Genomic DNA, 16,143 nt, shown 5'->3' with positions numbered 1-16,143 from the left:
CTGGCCGTTTCCTTTTCAGGCGTGCTGATGGGACTGGCTATTGAGCATGCAAGGGGCAGACGACGCGTTTGACCGCAGGATCTTCGTGGTGCGGGTGAATGGAGAAGCCGAGGGTGGTCATCAGGCGGAACATCTTGGTATTCTGCGAAAGCACGTCGCCAACGACGGCCCGGTAGCCCTTCTGGCGCGCGCATTCGATCAGTGCACTCATCAGTTTGCGACCAACGCCGTGCTTCTGCCAGTCGTCGGCAATGGCCAGCGCGAACTCCACGGTTTCCCCGTCAGGATTGGTGACGTAGCGTGCTACACCAATTTGTATATCCTTGCCGCCTTCGCCGGGAATGGTGGCGATCAGTGCCATTTCGCGGTCGTAGTCGATTTGCGTAAAGCGCACCAGCATGGCCTGAGTGAGTTCGCGCAGGGTGTCCATGAAGCGGTAATACTTGCTTTCGTCGGAGAGGTTCTTGACGAATTCCTGCTCCATATCCGAGTCTTCCGGGCGGATCGGACGAATAACGACGGTGCGACCGTCAGGCTGCTCCCAGTTCTGTATCAGGTGCGCCGGATAGGGGTGGATGGCCATGTGCGAGTAGCGGTCTCCGGATGTTGCCGCATAATCGATGACAATTCGTGCATCGGCGACGATGGCGCCGAATTCGTCGACGATCAGCGGATTGATGTCAAGTTCCTGTAGCCAGGGTAGTTCACACACCATTTGCGAGACATTCAGCAACACTTCTTCCAGCGCAGTCATGTTGATTGCCGGCATATTGCGGAATTCGCCAAGCAGTTCGGCGGCGTGTGTCGAGCGGATCAGGTCCTGTGCCAGGAAGCTGTTGAGTGGCGGCAGTGCAACGGCACGGTCGCGGAAAATTTCGACTTCGCTGCCGCCGGCCCCGAACGTGATGATGGGGCCGAAGGTCGGATCGCGGACGACGCCGATCATCAGTTCGCGACCATTCGGACGGGCCAGATAGGGTTCGATCGAGACACCGCCGATGCGTGCGGTCGGATGTCTTTTCTTAACCGTTTCGATGATGTCGTGATAGGCGTTACGGACCGCCGGGGCGTTGGTGATATTGAGGCGCACCCCGCCAGCTTCGGTTTTGCGTACCAGATCCGGTGAATCGACTTTCATGGCGATCGGGAAACCGATCTGTTCGGCCAGCAACAAGGATTCGGTCGGGGTACGAGCCACCATGGTTTGCGCGACCGGTATGCGGAAGGCACGCAATACGGCTTTCGACTCCATCTCGGAAAGGACTTTGCGGTGCTCCTGCAAGACAGCCTCGATCAGCATCCTGGCACCCTCGGTTTCCTGCTGGGTGCGCTGGGAGGAGCCTTCCGGTGTCTGCAACAGCAACGTCTGGTTGCGGTAGTAGGTCGAGATGTGAAAGTAAAGCTCGACTGCTGTCTCGGGCATGCGGAACGCCGGTATGCCAGCGTTTTCCAGCGCGATCCGCGCTTCGGCAACCTGATCTTCGCCCATCCAGCAGGCGAGAATGGGCTTGGTGGTCTGCTCGCTGATCTCGATGACGACTTGAGCGACGGCCATCGGCTTTGACATGGCTTGTGGTGAAAGCATGATCAGGATGCCGTCAACCCCATCGTCCTGTGTAACGGCAAGGATCGCGTCGCGATAGCGTTCAGGTGTGGCATCGCCGCGGATATCGATCGGGTTGCTGCGCGACCAGGTAGAAGGCATCTTGGCGTTGAGCAATTTCATGGTGTCGGCTGAAATCGCGGCCAACGGGATATCCATGTCACCGGCACGATCCGCCGCCATGGCGCCTGGTCCGCCACCATTGGTGATGATGGCCAAACGCTTGCCCAATGGGCGGAATTTGGAGGCCAATGCTTTTGAGGCATAGAACAACTGGCCGATGTTTTGCACACGCACGACGCCAGAACGGCGGACGGCGGCGTCGAAAACAATATCGGAACCGGCGATCATGCCCGAGTGCACCTTCACCGCCGCCGAGCCACCGGCGTGGCGCCCGGCCTTGAGCAGGATGATTGGCTTGATACGCGCCGCCGAACGTAGCGCACTCATGAACCGACGCGAGTTCCGGATGCCTTCGATATAGAGCAGGATGTAATGCGTGCGGTTGTCGTAGACCAGATAGTCGAGAATCTCGCCGAAGTCGACATCGGCCGTGCTGCCGAGTGAGATGACGCTGGAGAAACCGACCTTGTTGCTTTTTGCCCAGTCGAGAACGGCAGAACAGATGGCCCCTGACTGCGAAACCAGTGCCAGATTGCCAACGTTGGCGCTGACGCGCAGGAAAGTCGCATTGAGGCCGAGTGCCGGGCGAATGATCCCCAGACAGTTGGGGCCGAGAACGCGGACGTTGTAGCTGCGGGCGATCTCCAGCGTTTTCCGCTCCAGCGCGGCGCCAGAATGGCCGGCTTCCGAAAACCCTGCTGTGATGATGATTACGTACTTGATGCCGCTGCGGCCGCATTGTTCCACGATGGCGGGAACCGTCTGCGCGCGGGTGACGATGACGGCGAGATCGACGCGAGCGCTGATTTCCTCGATCGACTTGTAGGCCTGCTGGCCCTGAACGGTATCGTGCTTCTGGTTGATCGGATAGAGGCGCCCCTTGAAACCCGACTCGAGTATGTTTTTGAAAAGGACGCTACCGACCGAGTCTTCACGGTCAGAGGCACCAATGACAGCAACCGATTTGGGTTCAAAAAGGCTGGTGAGGTAATGTTGTTCGAGCGTTGATTTCACTTGGATGGTGAGGTCATGGAGGTTAAAAATGAATTGTAGCAAACAAGGACAGGAAGTCCGCTATGAACTAAGGAAAACGTTCAAACTCAAGCACCTTTTCGATATTGGATTCGATTTCAGGTGACAACCGCAACTCTGCGCAAGAGGATCAATTTCCTCATTTTTTCAGGGCATGACCGCTTGGGGGTTAACGTGAAAGTCGCGCCAGCGACACTCGAACCTCCCCTCGCCCTCTGGGAGAGGGGTCGGGGGGCGAGATGGGGATTTCGCGGAGCATGCTCCGCGCCCATCGAGCGATTCCGGCTGGTAAGCCGGAATGCGCCCTGCAAGGGAGGGAAACGGGCATGACTTTCATAATTTGGGGCGCCTTTCAAAGTCTTGCCCGTCAGGCTGTTGATCGTCAGGCAATGCAACTGTCGATCTGGCTGGCCAGCGTGTCGATGCCGGCAGGGGTCAGGTCATTGGTGGTGAAGGGTGGTGTCGCATTCAGACCGCTATAGTGGCTATTCTGCGAGCGGCGATAAAGCGGGTCGTAATGCAGTTCGAGCAGTTCGATGACCAGTTCTCGCCACTGGCCGCTACTGGCATAGCCCTGCCAGCGTGCAATTGTTTCGTGGCTTTGTAGTTTGTTCAGTACGTCAAGTCGCGAGTTGAACCAGTCGGGAGCCTTCAGGAAGTAGTCGTAGTCTCGCAGCAGGAACTCGACGCGCGCCTCGAAAGCCGCCTCGATGTTGATGCACACGCCCGCGCGCATGGTTTCGAGCAGCGCATCCGGTAACTGGATGCTGCCGATCTTGCGACTTTCGGCCTCGACGAAAACCGGTTGAGCAGGATCAAGGCGTTGCAAGGCAGCGAGCAGTTTAGTCTCGAACATTTTTTGCGATGGCTGTGGCGAATCCGGCAGTACGCCAAGCACCGATCCCTTGTGGCAGGCCAGTTCTTCAAGGTCGAGCACTTGCTTGCCGCGAAGCGCCAGGGCTTGAAGCAGGCGGCTTTTGCCACTGCCAGTAGCGCCACAGATGACTTTGAAGCTGATCCGGCGCGGCAATTCGTCGAGATTGTCGAGCACCTGCTTGCGATAAATCTTGTAGCCGCCTTCCAGTTGCTGGGCATCCCAGCCGATGCGCCGGAAAATATGGGTCATCGCACCGCTACGCTGCCCGCCTCGCCAGCAGACGATCAGCGGTCGCCAGGTTTTTGGCCGGTCGAGAAAGGATTCGCGCAGGTGGCGGGCAATGTTTTCGGCAACATAGGCGGCGCCGATTTTCTTTGCTGCAAAAGGCGATGACTGTTTGTAGAGCGTGCCGACCTCGATACGCTGATCGTTGTCGAGCACCGGGCAGTTGATCGAGCCGGGGATATGATCGTCGGCAAACTCGGCGGGAGTGCGAACATCTATGATTTCGTCAAAGAGGCGATAGTCTTCGATTTGCCCAACGCTGGTGATGCCATGTCTCATGGCGTCTATTTTAACAGCGGCTCAAGCCCCCGCCAGACATTGTCGAGCAGACGGGGCTGCGCCTCCGCTGTCGGGTGCAGATTGTCGGCCTGAAAGAACTGCGGTTGCGCGGCGATGCCTTCGAGCAGAAAGTCCACGAGAGCCGTATTCCGGGTCTTCGCCACTTCGCTGAAGGTGTTTTTGAACTGCACGGCGTAAGCCCCGTAATTCGGCGGCAGGCGTTGGCCGATGATGAGTACTTTGGCTTTTTTCTGCTGCGCACTCTCGGCCATTGCTGAGAGGTTGTTGCGCATCGTTGCCACCGGCAGTCCGCGCAGACCGTCATTGGCACCAAGCGCGATGATCACGATCTGCGGCGCATACCTGGCCAAGGCGGCATCGAGGCGGGTGCGACCGCCGCTGGTGGTTTCTCCCGAAATGCTGGCGTTGACGACGTTATAATCAAGCTGCTTCTCCTGCAGGCGTTTTGCCAGCAGGGCCGGCCAAGCAACGTCCTGCCGGATGCCGTAGCCGGCCGAGAGCGAGTCGCCGAAGACCAGAATGGTTTTTGCGGCCTCTGCCGTCGGGACCAGCAAGGTCAGTCCGATGAGCAGCAGGCAATGGATGGATGGAAAACGAAACATGGGTTCGGAAATCTCAAATGTGGTTGAAGTCAGCAGGCTGACCAAGTGCGTTGATAACGGTGGCGAACCCTTGACCATTCTGCACGAGAATTCGTTCTCCGTCGCGGCCGGGGAAACGGTGGCCATCGTCGGCGCCTCCGGTTCCGGCAAATCGACCCTGCTCGGACTGCTGGCCGGCCTTGATCTGCCGAGCAGCGGTTCGGTGACGCTGGCCGGCGAAGCGCTTGGCCAACTCGACGAGGATGCCCGCGCCGTGTTGCGCGGTCGTCTGCTCGGTTTTGTCTTCCAGTCGTTCCAGTTGCTGCCTTCGTTAAGTGCCATCGAGAACGTGATGCTGCCGCTGGAACTCGCGGGGACGGCCAATGCGCGTGCCGAGGCGGAGTTCTGGCTGGATCGCGTCGGGCTGTCGCACCGTCTGCGCAATTATCCGAAGCACCTTTCCGGCGGCGAGCAGCAGCGCGTCGCGCTGGCCCGTGCCTTTGCCCCCAAACCCAAGCTGGTATTGGCCGACGAACCGACCGGCAACCTCGATGCGGCAACCGGTCACCAGATCATCGAACTGATGTTTGCGATCAACACCGAGAGCGGCACGACGCTGATTCTGGTGACTCACGATGAGGAGATCGCCGCGCGCTGCGATCGCCGATTGCGCATGCATGCCGGGCGGATTGAGGAAGTCGTGTAGCGTCTGTCTTGTGCCGAATTTGTAAGTGCACTGATTTCATACTCCCGGGAAGCCCGTCAATAAACGATCCCAGCCTTATATGCCGTGGAAAGCTCATGGCTATTGGCTTTCACGGCACATGCTCTGAAGGTGCCCGTATTCCTTGGCTTGCAGGCCTGGCCATAAGCGCACCCCTGGCCGCCGTAATGCCGCTGCGTACCGCACCTTCCAGAAAACAACAGTGCACACGGTTTTCTGTTTTTTCGGATCTGAAAACAGTGCCCTCTGAATGCTTCGATATGCAGTACAGAACTTGCGCAAACATAACAAATTTGATATAAATAGGCATGACTTGGGCCGTCGAATTCCTGAATGAAACCGTCGTCGCAGAGATTGAGGCGCTTCCTGTGGATATGCGGGCGCGCTTTACCAGAGTTCGGGAATTGATCGAATCTCATGGGCTTGAAAAAATGCGTGAACCCCATGTCAAGCATCTTGAAGGCCAGTTGTGGGAAATGCGGATGATCGGGAAAGATGGTATTTCCCGAGCCATCTATGTGACGGCCAAAGGTAAGCGCGTTGTTGTTGTCCGTGCCTTCATCAAGAAGACACAAAAAACGCCGCGCAGTGAAATCAAGTTGGCTCTGGATCGTGCAAAGGAGGTGTAATCATGAAAAAACCTGCTGAACTTCATAAGGAATGGCTCCGTGACCCCGCCTATCGTGATGCCTACGACGCCCTCCAGGGTGAATTTTCGCTGGTATCCGCCATCATCGAAACCCGCTCGAGTGCGGGTCTGACACAAGAACAGCTAGCGGAAAAAATGAACACATCGCAGGCAGCGATTGCCCGCCTTGAAAGTGGCCGAGCCATGCCTTCGACCAGAACCCTTGAGAAGTTTGCGGAAGCCACGGGAACCCGTCTCAAGATCACTTTTGAGCCGCTTCAAGCGCATTGAAAGCCAAGGCGCAAAAGAGGCGCTTAACAACAGGGAACAAACCACGGTTTGCGAGAAGAAAAGCATTGAAACCGTAGTCTTTCCCCTGTTTGAACCGTTCAACATCATTCACTTTGACTATGGGTCGAAGGCGATCACGCAGGAATCGGTCAAGTCGAATTCAGGCTGATTGATCGCCGATCGGCAACAGCGGTTCTTGAACGTACCACGGGGCTAGCTCTGCAAGGCCGTCAATAGGTCGTCTCGGGATGGTATGCCATGGAAAGCTCATGGCTATTGGCTTTCACGGCACATGCTATGAAGGTGCCCGTATTCATTGGCTTGCAGGCCGGTTCATGAGCGCACCCCTAGCCGCCGTAATGCCGCTGCGCACCGCACCTTCCAGGGTTGCCGGGTAGTCGGCGCAGGTGTAGTCGCCAGCCAGCCACAGACCGCGAAGCGGACTTTGTGCTGCCGGACGTGGCAGGTTCGGGCGGCAGCAGAAAGTCGCGCGGCGTTCACGGATGACCCGGTGCCACAAGGGTTGTGGCAGCTTCCTGGCCAGCGCTTCTTCAAGTTCGCCGTGCAGCGTGGTGATTAGCGTTTCGCTGTCGCTTTGCTCCCAGGCGCCTTGCGCGCTGAGCACAAAGCTCATGACGCCGGGCGTGCCGCAGAGTGAGCCGCGATCAAAAACCCATTGGCCCAATTTCCCTTTGCTGCCGCCGTCGAGCCCGAGCATGGGGCAGGGCAGGCGTACTTCGGGCGAATAGCCGGCGTAAGCCGTGCCTATCGGCTCGTAGGTGTATTTGGCGAGCATGGCGGCGATGGCGCTGGTTTCCGCTTGTTTTGCCAGCAAACTGGTGGCGTGCTGTGGGGCAACGGCGAGGATGACGCGATCAAACGTTTCACCTTCAATCTCAAGCGGCGTGTGAATTTGCTCGATGCGGGTCGATAGGCGGATTTTTCCGCCGTGGGCCTGAATGAAATCAGCGGCTGCGCTGGGGAAAACACGGTCAAGATCGGCGGCGGGAAGGAGCAGGTCGGTATCGGCGCGGCGACCAGCAAGGCTGTCGCGCAAAACATTGGCAAAGATCTGCGCCGAGGCCAGTTGTGGTGAAGTGTTGAGTGCGGCAAGGCTGAGCGGTTCCCACAGGTAGCGGCACAGGTTGCCCTGCTGTTGATGGCGGTCGAGCAGTTCGGCCACCGTGCAGTCGGTCTCGAGCCGATACTTGCTGGCTTGCAGAATGCGCATGAAGCGTGTGGCGGATAATTTCTCGCTGAGGTTGCAACCGCTGGCCGCAAACAGGCCAATGGCGAGATTGAGCGGTGCGGGCAGGCGCGGCAAGCGCAAATGGAAGCCTGCTCCGGGATAGCTCAGCTCGAGTGGAATCCGTTTGAGCAGTTGCTCGGGGTCGGCACCGACGGTTGACATCAGGCGCAGGGTTTCGCGATAGGCGCCAACCAGGATGTGCTGGCCATTATCGAGCGTGTGGCCGAGTGTGTGACCATTCGCTTCGATGCGGCGGGCGCGTCCGCCGAGTTGCCTGGCGGCCTCAAAAACGCTGACTTCGACACCGGCGGCGCTCAGTTCGACTGCCGCGGCCAGCCCGGCCCAGCCACCGCCGATGATGGCGACTTTCATTTCCGCATTTGAGCTGAGAGGTTGTGAAAAAATGCCTCAACACCCACCGCAGAGGCGCAAAGCCGCAGAGGTTTCGCAGAGAAAACCTTTAAAAACAATGGGTTTCCTCTGCGTTTTCTTTGCCCCTTTGCGCCTCTGCGGTGGATTTTTGATATTTTCACAGCCTCTGAGTTCAAGCCTTTATCCAGGTGCGCCAGGCAATCCACAGTTTGCGGATCGGCGTTAGCGAAGTGCGCTGGCTAAGAACCTGACAACCGTCGCGCTTGATCTCGTCGAGCAGCGTGCGGTAGATGGCCGCCATGATCAGACCGGGGCGCTGGGCCTTGCGGTCAGAGGCCGGCAGTTCGGCCATGGCTTGCCTGTAATACTGCTCGGCACGCTCGATCTGGAATTCCATCAGGCGCCGGAAGTTGTCCGAGTGGCGGGCATTCAGGATGTCGGCTACCGGGACGCCGAAGCGTTGCAGATCGTCGATTGGCAGGTAGACGCGACCCATGCGCGCATCTTCGCCGACGTCGCGAATGATGTTGGTAAGCTGGAAGGCCATGCCCAGATCGTGCGCGTATTTCTGCGTCTTGCGCTCCTGGTAGCCGAATATTTCCGCAGCAAGCAGGCCGACGACGCTGGCGACGCGGTAGCAGTAGAGCGAGAGCGCCTTGAAGTCGAGATAGCGCGTCTGCTGCAGATCCATCTCCATGCCGTCGATTATTTCAAGGAACTGTTCCTGCGGCAGGCTGAATTCAGTCAATACCGGCAACAGCGCTTGGGTGACCGGGTGCTCGGGCTTGCCGTTATAGAGGCGCTCGAGTTCCTGTCGCCACCAGACGAGTTTGGTGGCGGCGATCTGAGCATCCTGGCATTCATCGACTACATCGTCGACTTCGCGGCAGAAAGCGTAGAGCGCGGTGATCGCGCGCCGCCGGTTGACCGGAAGAAACAGGAAGCTGTAGTAGAAGCTGGAGCCACTCTGTGCGGCCTTTTGCTGGCAGTACTCGTCAGGCGTCATTCACTGTTCCAGAATATTCGTTGCGGGATCTAAAGGGTGCGATCATACATAAACAGGGTCCGGCTGCCCATGCGCAGCCAGTCGGTCGGGCCCAGTAGCGGGCGGTGACGGTGGACGTCGCCACGCACCCGGCGGATTTTTTCGAGGATGCGCAAGCCGCCTTGTACCGTCAAACGGATCTCCCATCCCATGCGGCCAGGCAGTTGATGCACAAGCGGGGCACCTTCGAGCATCAGCGCGCGCGTGCGATCCGTCTGGAAATCAAGCAGGGCCGCCCACTCGGCGCTCCAGTGCTGGTCGGCAATCTGCGCTTCGTCAATGCCAAAACGGGCAAGATCGGTTTGCGGCAGATAAATGCGGTCTTTTTTCCAGTCGATGGCGATATCCTGCCAGAAGTTGATCAACTGCAGCGCCGTGCAGATGCAGTCCGAGCGGTGCAGGTTTTCGTCGCTGGCCCGGTCGGCGAGATGCACCAGCAGGCGACCGACCGGATTGGCTGAGCGCCGACAGTAGTCAAGCAACTCCGTGTAATCGGCGTAACGTTTTTTTACGACATCCTGGGCGAAAGCAGCAAGCAGGTCATGAAAAAGTTGCAGCGGAAGACGCCTCTCGGCGATGACTTCGGCCAGATCGTTGAAAGCCGGGGCGGCCGGACGTTGGCCGCGTTCGATGCGCTCAAGTTCGGCGCCATACACCGCTAGTGCTTGCAGACGTTCTGCATCGCTGGCATCACCCTCGTCGGCAATGTCGTCTGCACCGCGTGCAAAACGGTAGATCGCCTCGATCGGGCGACGCAAGCGTTTGGGCAGAAGAACGGACGCGACAGGAAAGTTTTCGTAATGGACTACGGACATTGCGGAAGCGTAGATAATGGGCTGGGAATGTTATTGGTTATTGAATGCTGAGGTTTAAGCAGTCCAGCGGCTGACAGTATAGGGTTATCTCAGGTAAAATGGCCGACCGAGCGCGAGAGTGGCGGAATTGGTAGACGCACTGGATTTAGGTTCCAGCGCCGCAAGGCGTGGGGGTTCGACTCCCTTCTCTCGCACCATCAAGCAACTGATCAACTGAGCGTCCGATTTTCAGCCCGAATTTTTTAGCCCGAATTTACAAGACTTCAAGGAATCTTAATGGAAACGAACGTCACCAACAGCAACGCCGAAGTCGAAGTCGAAGTCGAAGTCGCGCAACTGACCAACGCCCTGGAGCGTCGTCTGGATCTTGCCGTGGCGAGCGCCGATCTTGACAAGGAGATCGAACTGCGCCTGCGGCGTATCGGCAAGAGCGTGAAGATGCCTGGTTTCCGTCCGGGCAAGGTGCCGGCTTCTATCGTCAAGCAGCAACATGGTGATCAGGCACGTCATGAAGCGTTGAATGAAGCGATCGAACGTGTTTTAAGTGAAGCGATCAAGACCCGGCAACTGCGTGTTGCCGGCTACCCGAACATTGAGCCAAAAACAAGCGAAAACCCAACGCAAATCGAGTTTACCGCCGTTTTCGAGGTGTATCCCGAGATCAAGCTGGGTGATCTGACGGATGTTGAAATCGAGCGTCCGGTGCTTGAGGTTGGTGCCGCTGAAATGGACAGCACGCTTGCTGTACTGCGCAAGCAACGCGTCCGTTACGAGCCGGTTGATCGCGCTGCCGCCCAGGGTGACCGTGTGACAATTGATTTTCTCGGCAAGAAGGATGGCGTGCCTTTTCAGGGTGGACAGGCCAATGACTATCCTTTCGTACTCGGCGAAGGCGCCATGCTGGCTGACTTTGAAAACGCTGTCGTCGGTCTGAAAGCAGGCGAAGCCAAGTCCTTCGACATGACTTTCCCAGCCGACTATTCCTCCAAGGATCTGGCCGGCCAGGCGGTGAATTTCGAAATTACGGTCAAGGAAGTTCGCGAGATGGTGCTGCCGGAGATTGACGCCGATTTTGCCAAGGCGCTCGGCGTTGCGGACGGAGATGTCGCCAAGATGCGTGAGGAAATCGAGACCAACCTGAAGCGTGAGGTGAAGAAGCGCCTGCAGGGCAAGGTCAAGGATCAGGTCATGGACGCGCTGCTCAAGGCCAATCCGATCGACGTTCCGAGGGCACTGGTTGATATGGAGATTGAGCGCTTGATGCAGGCTGCCCGCCAGGACATGGAGCAGCGTGGCGGCATGAAAATGAAGGACTTCCCGATGCAGCGCGAGTGGTTCGTCGATCAGGCCAAGCGCCGTGTCAGCCTCGGTTTGATTCTTTCTGAAATCGTCAAGGTTAACGAACTGCATGCCAAGGCGGAACAGGTCAAAATCATTGTCGAAGATTCGGCTCAGAGCTACGAGCATCCTGAAGAAGTTATCCGTTGGTACTATGCCCAACCGCAGCGTCTCGCTGAAATCGAGGGCGTGGCTATCGAAGATAATGTCGTCGCCTGGGCACTATCCAGGGCCAAGGTTGTCGATAAGGTTGCTGTCTTTGACGAGTTGATGGGGCAGAAGTCCTGAACCGGCACAATCCCGTACATAGAGGAACTGGCATGAGTTTTGATCGTTTTGAATCCGAAAGCCGCTGGGATCCGCAGGCGCTTGGCATGGTGCCGATGGTTATCGAGCAAAGTGGCCGAGGTGAGCGGGCGTACGATATCTATTCACGTTTGCTCAAGGAGCGCGTTATTTTTCTGGTTGGACAGGTCAACGACATGACTGCCAATCTGGTGGTGGCGCAACTCCTCTTTCTGGAAGCCGATAATCCTGACAAGGACATCCATTTTTACATCAATTCGCCGGGTGGGTCGGTGACGGCTGGAATGTCGATTTACGACACCATCCAGTTCATCAAGCCCGACGTTTCGACGCTATGCATGGGGCAGGCCTGTTCAATGGGCTCTTTCCTCCTCGCGGCCGGAACCAAGGGCAAGCGTTTTGCGCTACCCAATTCGCGCGTGATGATTCACCAGCCGATGGGTGGTTTTCAGGGACAGGCCTCGGATATTGCCATTCACGCCAAGGAAATTCTTTCCTTACGCTCCAAGCTCAACGAGATAATGGCGCATCACACCGGGCAGCCGATTGAGCGCATCGAACGTGATACCGATCGTGATAATTTCCTTTCGGCTCAAGAAGCGGCAGAATACGGTCTGATCGACAAGGTGCTGGTCAGCCGCGAATCATCGTAACTGCGATCGTAACTGCGATCGTAACTGCGGGTTTGATTCCGGGATCGAATCAATCGCCACCAGGAATGAGGTAGGCCGAGATGGCTGAAAAGAAAAGCGGCAGTGAAAAATTGCTCTATTGTTCGTTTTGCGGCAAGAGCCAGCATGAGGTGAAAAAACTCATTGCCGGGCCGTCCGTGTTTATCTGCGACGAATGTATCGAGCTTTGCAACGATATCGTGCGCGACGAGATTTCCGCGGATCAGGGTGGCAAGGTTGCCAAGAGCGACATGCCGACGCCGAAAGAAATTTCGGGGCTGCTTGATCAGTACGTGATCGGGCAGGAAACTGCCAAGCGGATTTTGTCAGTGGCTGTGTATAACCACTATAAGCGCCTGCGTCATCGCGGCAAGACAAACGACGACATCGAACTGGCCAAGAGCAATATTCTGCTTATCGGGCCGACCGGCTCTGGTAAGACGCTGCTAGCGCAAACGCTGGCACGCATGCTCAATGTGCCCTTCGTGATGGCCGATGCAACAACGCTGACCGAAGCCGGCTACGTTGGCGAGGATGTCGAGAACATCATCCAGAAGTTGTTGCAGAAATGTGATTACGATACCGAAAAGGCACAGCAGGGCATCGTCTATATCGACGAAATCGACAAGATTTCGCGCAAGTCGGATAACCCGTCGATTACCCGCGATGTTTCGGGTGAGGGCGTGCAGCAGGCCTTGCTCAAGCTGATTGAAGGTACGGTGGCTTCGGTTCCCCCACAGGGTGGGCGAAAGCATCCGAATCAGGATTTCGTGCAGGTTGATACAACCAACATTCTCTTCGTTTGCGGCGGCGCATTCGACGGTTTGGAGAAGGTTATTCGCAATCGCTCCGAACGCGGCGGCATGGGCTTTGGTGCCGAAGTGAAGAGCAAGGAGGACAAGAAGGCAATCGGCGAAGTGCTACGCTCGGTCGAGCCTGAAGATCTCATCAAATTCGGCCTGATACCTGAGTTGATCGGTCGTCTGCCGGTGATTGCCACGCTTGAGGAACTCTCCACCGAGGCGTTGGTACAAATTCTCATCGAGCCAAAGAATGCCCTGGTCAAGCAATATCAGAAGCTGTTCTCGATGGAAGGCGTCGAACTCGAAATTCGTCCGGCAGCAATGACCGCCATTGCCAAGCGAGCGCTTGAACGCAAGACCGGTGCACGCGGTCTGCGTTCGATTCTGGAATCGGTGTTGCTCGATACCATGTACGAACTTCCGGGTATGGAGAATGTCTCAAAAGTTGTTATTGACGAGAACATGATCAGTAGTGATTCCAAACCGATTCTGATCTACGCTGATCAACCCAAGGTCTCCGGTTCCAACTGACCCGTATTGCCGCTGCTTGTGGCTTGAAATACGGCCTCAAACCCCCATCTGGTGGGCTGAACTTACACCTTAAGAGCACAATTAATGTCCACGAACCTTCCCCTCTCTGCCGAGTCCGTTGAACTGCCACTGCTGCCGCTGCGTGACGTGGTGGTTTTTCCGCACATGGTGATTCCGCTCTTCGTCGGGCGGCCGAAATCGATCAAGGCGCTTGAAGTGGCCATGGAAGCCGGCAAGTCTATCCTGCTGGTGGCACAGAAGTCGGCCGTCAAGGACGAGCCGGAAGCCGAGGATCTTTACAGCATCGGCTGCATCGCAAATATTCTGCAAATGCTGAAGTTGCCTGACGGTACCGTGAAGGTTCTGGTCGAGGGTACGCAACGTGCGTATGTCGACTCGATTGTTTCACGGGATGAAATGTTCGTTGCCACAGCGCGGCCACTGGCTGCGGAGGATGGCGTTGATCACGAAGTGGAAGCTCTGCGCCGCGCCGTAATTTCCCAGTTTGATCAGTACGTCAAACTCAACAAAAAAATACCACCAGAAATCCTGACCTCGATTGCCAGCATCGAAGCAGCCGGTCGCCTGGCTGACACCATCGCTGCCCACCTTCCGCTCAAACTGGAGCAGAAGCAGGAAGTGCTTGAGATGTTCGATATTCGTCCGCGTATCGAACGCCTGCTTTCACAACTGGAAACCGAAATCGACATCCTGCAGGTCGAGAAACGCATCCGCGGTCGCGTCAAGCGCCAGATGGAGAAGAGCCAGCGTGAGTATTACCTCAACGAGCAGGTAAAGGCGATTCAGAAGGAACTTGGTGAAGGTGAAGAAGGCGCCGATCTTGATGATCTTGAAAAGAAGATCAAGGACGCAGGAATGAGCAAGGAAGGCATGGCCAAGGCGCAGTCCGAACTCAAGAAACTCAAGCTGATGTCACCGATGTCGGCTGAGGCCTCCGTCGTACGCAATTTTATCGAAACACTGATCAACCTGCCTTGGCGCAAGAAGACGCGTATCAGCAAGGATCTGGCCGAGGCCGGAAAGATTCTCGACAAGGATCACTGGGGGCTGGAGAAGGTCAAGGAACGTATCCTTGAATATCTCGCCGTACAACAGCGCGTTGATCGTCTGAAGGCGCCGATTCTATGTCTCGTCGGGCCTCCTGGTGTCGGCAAGACCTCGCTGGGACAGTCGATTGCCCATGCCACCGGACGAAAGTTCGTGCGCATGAGCCTTGGTGGAGTGCGCGATGAAGCCGAGATTCGTGGCCACCGTCGTACCTACATTGGTTCAATGCCCGGCAAGATTTTGCAGAACATGACCAAGGTGGCGGTCAAGAATCCGCTTTTCCTGCTCGACGAAGTGGACAAGATGGGACAGGACTTACGTGGCGACCCCAGTTCGGCGCTGCTTGAGGTGCTCGATCCCGAGCAGAATTCGACCTTCGTCGATCACTATGTCGAAGTCGAATATGACCTGTCGGAAGTGATGTTCGTGGCTACTGCCAATACGCTGAATATTCCGGCAGCACTGCTTGATCGTATGGAAGTGATTCGTCTCTCCGGGTATACCGAGGATGAGAAGATCAACATTGCCCATCGTTATCTGCTGCCCAAGCAGATGAAGAACAACGGCCTGAAGAAGACTGAACTGACCGTGGCTGAAAGCGCGTTGCGCGACATCGTTCGCTACTACACCCGAGAAGCTGGCGTGCGAGCGCTCGAGCGAGATATCTCCAAGATCTGCCGCAAGGTGGTGAAGACTCTGTTGCTCAAGAAGAGCCAGCAGCGACTCGCAGTTACAGCGCGCAATCTCGACAAGTTCCTTGGTGTTCGTCGTTATAGTTTTGGCATGGCCGAGCGCGAAAATCAGGTCGGGCAGGTTACCGGTCTGGCATGGACCGAAGTTGGCGGCGAGTTGCTGACTATCGAATCCGTCGTGCTGCCCGGCAAGGGCAAGACTATTACTACCGGCAAGCTCGGTGAGGTTATGCAGGAGTCGATTCAGGCGGCATTGTCCGTGGTCAGAAAACGCGCCCGTTCATTGGGTATCCACGACGATTTCTATCAGAAGAGCGACATTCACATCCACTTGCCTGAAGGTGCGATACCCAAGGATGGTCCTTCGGCGGGCGTTGGCATTTGTACGGCGCTGGTCTCCGTGCTGACGGGTATTCCGGTGTGTTGCGATGTGGCGATGACCGGCGAGATTACCTTGCGCGGCGAAGTGTTGCCGATCGGTGGGCTCAAGGAAAAACTCCTGGCTGCTGTGCGTGGCGGTCTGGGGCGTGTGCTGATTCCTGATGAGAATGTCCGTGATCTCGCAGAGATTCCTGACAACATCAAGAACAAACTTGAAATCATTCCGGTCAAGTGGATTGATCAGGTGCTTGAATTGGCCCTTGAGCGTCTGCCGCAAGCCTTGCCGGAGGAAGAAGTAACGCCTGGAGTTGGAGCCGGAACGGAGAATGCATCTGCACAATCCATCGTTACTCATTGATTCAAAATCAAAGTATGCCGTGTCCCTCCTGCAAACTTGCTTGAATTTTGCGGTAGCGACTGTTGGGGGA

At 56.7% G+C, this 16,143-nt stretch carries 13 protein-coding genes and 1 tRNA gene; 8 read left to right on the top strand and 6 right to left on the bottom strand.

Annotation, left to right across the window (positions count from 1 at the left end):
* Positions 1-37: 37 nt before the first annotated feature.
* The 3 genes from ACOYNV_RS06235 to ACOYNV_RS06225 form a co-directional block, all read right to left on the bottom strand.
* Positions 38-2,740 (bottom strand): GNAT family N-acetyltransferase, encoded by a 2,703-nt coding sequence (locus tag ACOYNV_RS06235; RefSeq protein ID WP_422898890.1) that lies wholly within the window; start codon positions 2,738-2,740, stop codon positions 38-40.
* A gap of 400 nt (positions 2,741-3,140) precedes the next feature.
* On the bottom strand, positions 3,141-4,199 hold the full coding sequence (mnmH, locus tag ACOYNV_RS06230; protein WP_422898889.1) for a tRNA 2-selenouridine(34) synthase MnmH: 1,059 nt from the start codon (positions 4,197-4,199) through the stop codon (positions 3,141-3,143).
* A 5-nt stretch (positions 4,200-4,204) separates the two neighbouring features.
* Positions 4,205-4,822 carry an arylesterase gene (locus tag ACOYNV_RS06225; RefSeq protein ID WP_422898888.1) on the bottom strand — a complete coding sequence of 206 codons (618 nt, stop codon included), beginning with the start codon at positions 4,820-4,822 and terminating at the stop codon, positions 4,205-4,207.
* Here ACOYNV_RS06225 and ACOYNV_RS06220 point away from each other — a divergent pair.
* The 3 genes from ACOYNV_RS06220 (at position 4,821) to ACOYNV_RS06210 (ending at position 6,444) form a co-directional block, all read left to right on the top strand.
* Positions 4,821-5,507, top strand: coding sequence for an ABC transporter ATP-binding protein (locus ACOYNV_RS06220; protein ID WP_422898887.1), 687 nt, complete (start codon positions 4,821-4,823; stop codon positions 5,505-5,507). The two genes, ACOYNV_RS06225 and ACOYNV_RS06220, sit on opposite strands and share 2 nt — an antisense overlap.
* Before the next feature lie 326 nt (positions 5,508-5,833).
* Positions 5,834-6,154 (top strand): type II toxin-antitoxin system RelE/ParE family toxin, encoded by a 321-nt coding sequence (locus ACOYNV_RS06215; RefSeq protein ID WP_422898886.1) that lies wholly within the window; start codon positions 5,834-5,836, stop codon positions 6,152-6,154.
* Between the two features lie 2 nt (positions 6,155-6,156).
* The gene (locus ACOYNV_RS06210) at positions 6,157-6,444 is read left to right on the top strand and encodes a helix-turn-helix domain-containing protein (RefSeq protein WP_422898885.1); all 288 of its coding nucleotides are present in this window, start codon (positions 6,157-6,159) and stop codon (positions 6,442-6,444) included.
* 313 nt (positions 6,445-6,757) lie between these two features.
* Here the strand turns inward: ACOYNV_RS06210 and hpnE are convergent, their stop codons facing one another.
* From hpnE to hpnC, 3 genes are all read right to left on the bottom strand, one after another.
* Positions 6,758-8,065, bottom strand: coding sequence for a hydroxysqualene dehydroxylase HpnE (gene hpnE, locus ACOYNV_RS06205; RefSeq protein WP_422898884.1), 1,308 nt, complete (start codon positions 8,063-8,065; stop codon positions 6,758-6,760).
* Between the two features lie 172 nt (positions 8,066-8,237).
* On the bottom strand, positions 8,238-9,071 hold the full coding sequence (hpnD, locus tag ACOYNV_RS06200; RefSeq protein ID WP_422898883.1) for a presqualene diphosphate synthase HpnD: 834 nt from the start codon (positions 9,069-9,071) through the stop codon (positions 8,238-8,240).
* 29 nt (positions 9,072-9,100) lie between these two features.
* Complete coding sequence (gene hpnC, locus ACOYNV_RS06195) at positions 9,101-9,925, bottom strand: squalene synthase HpnC (protein ID WP_422898882.1); 825 nt, start codon at positions 9,923-9,925, stop codon at positions 9,101-9,103.
* A gap of 112 nt (positions 9,926-10,037) precedes the next feature.
* Between hpnC and ACOYNV_RS06190 the strand changes: the two genes are divergently transcribed.
* From ACOYNV_RS06190 to lon, 5 genes are all read left to right on the top strand, one after another.
* A tRNA-Leu gene (locus ACOYNV_RS06190) sits at positions 10,038-10,122 on the top strand.
* Between the two features lie 79 nt (positions 10,123-10,201).
* Positions 10,202-11,551, top strand: a complete 1,350-nt coding sequence (gene tig / locus ACOYNV_RS06185; protein WP_422898881.1) for a trigger factor — start codon at positions 10,202-10,204, stop codon at positions 11,549-11,551.
* Between the two features lie 32 nt (positions 11,552-11,583).
* Positions 11,584-12,222, top strand: a complete 639-nt coding sequence (clpP, locus tag ACOYNV_RS06180; protein WP_422898880.1) for an ATP-dependent Clp endopeptidase proteolytic subunit ClpP — start codon at positions 11,584-11,586, stop codon at positions 12,220-12,222.
* 80 nt (positions 12,223-12,302) lie between these two features.
* Positions 12,303-13,574 carry an ATP-dependent Clp protease ATP-binding subunit ClpX gene (gene clpX, locus ACOYNV_RS06175; RefSeq protein WP_422898879.1) on the top strand — a complete coding sequence of 424 codons (1,272 nt, stop codon included), beginning with the start codon at positions 12,303-12,305 and terminating at the stop codon, positions 13,572-13,574.
* A gap of 84 nt (positions 13,575-13,658) precedes the next feature.
* Complete coding sequence (gene lon / locus ACOYNV_RS06170) at positions 13,659-16,073, top strand: endopeptidase La (RefSeq protein WP_422898878.1); 2,415 nt, start codon at positions 13,659-13,661, stop codon at positions 16,071-16,073.
* Positions 16,074-16,143: the final 70 nt, after the last annotated feature.

It is taken from the genome of Propionivibrio sp. (genome assembly GCF_049316945.1).
Classification (GTDB): domain Bacteria; phylum Pseudomonadota; class Gammaproteobacteria; order Burkholderiales; family Rhodocyclaceae; genus Propionivibrio.
The sequence above is the reverse complement of the archived record's forward strand: the minus strand, read 5'-3'. Positions and strand labels throughout refer to the sequence as shown.

Excerpts from the sequence above, each read along its gene's own strand:
- mnmH (WP_422898889.1), bottom strand. The coding sequence starts at position 4,199 with ATGAGACATGGCATCACCAGCGTTGGGCAAATCGAAGACTATCGCCTC.
- ACOYNV_RS06220 (WP_422898887.1), top strand. The coding sequence starts at position 4,821 with ATGGGTTCGGAAATCTCAAATGTGGTTGAAGTCAGCAGGCTGACCAAG.
- ACOYNV_RS06225 (WP_422898888.1), bottom strand. The coding sequence starts at position 4,822 with ATGTTTCGTTTTCCATCCATCCATTGCCTGCTGCTCATCGGACTGACC.
- ACOYNV_RS06215 (WP_422898886.1), top strand. The coding sequence starts at position 5,834 with ATGACTTGGGCCGTCGAATTCCTGAATGAAACCGTCGTCGCAGAGATT.
- ACOYNV_RS06210 (WP_422898885.1), top strand. The coding sequence starts at position 6,157 with ATGAAAAAACCTGCTGAACTTCATAAGGAATGGCTCCGTGACCCCGCC.
- hpnE (WP_422898884.1), bottom strand. The coding sequence starts at position 8,065 with ATGAAAGTCGCCATCATCGGCGGTGGCTGGGCCGGGCTGGCCGCGGCA.
- hpnD (WP_422898883.1), bottom strand. The coding sequence starts at position 9,071 with ATGACGCCTGACGAGTACTGCCAGCAAAAGGCCGCACAGAGTGGCTCC.
- hpnC (WP_422898882.1), bottom strand. The coding sequence starts at position 9,925 with ATGTCCGTAGTCCATTACGAAAACTTTCCTGTCGCGTCCGTTCTTCTG.
- tig (WP_422898881.1), top strand. The coding sequence starts at position 10,202 with ATGGAAACGAACGTCACCAACAGCAACGCCGAAGTCGAAGTCGAAGTC.
- clpP (WP_422898880.1), top strand. The coding sequence starts at position 11,584 with ATGAGTTTTGATCGTTTTGAATCCGAAAGCCGCTGGGATCCGCAGGCG.
- clpX (WP_422898879.1), top strand. The coding sequence starts at position 12,303 with ATGGCTGAAAAGAAAAGCGGCAGTGAAAAATTGCTCTATTGTTCGTTT.
- lon (WP_422898878.1), top strand. The coding sequence starts at position 13,659 with ATGTCCACGAACCTTCCCCTCTCTGCCGAGTCCGTTGAACTGCCACTG.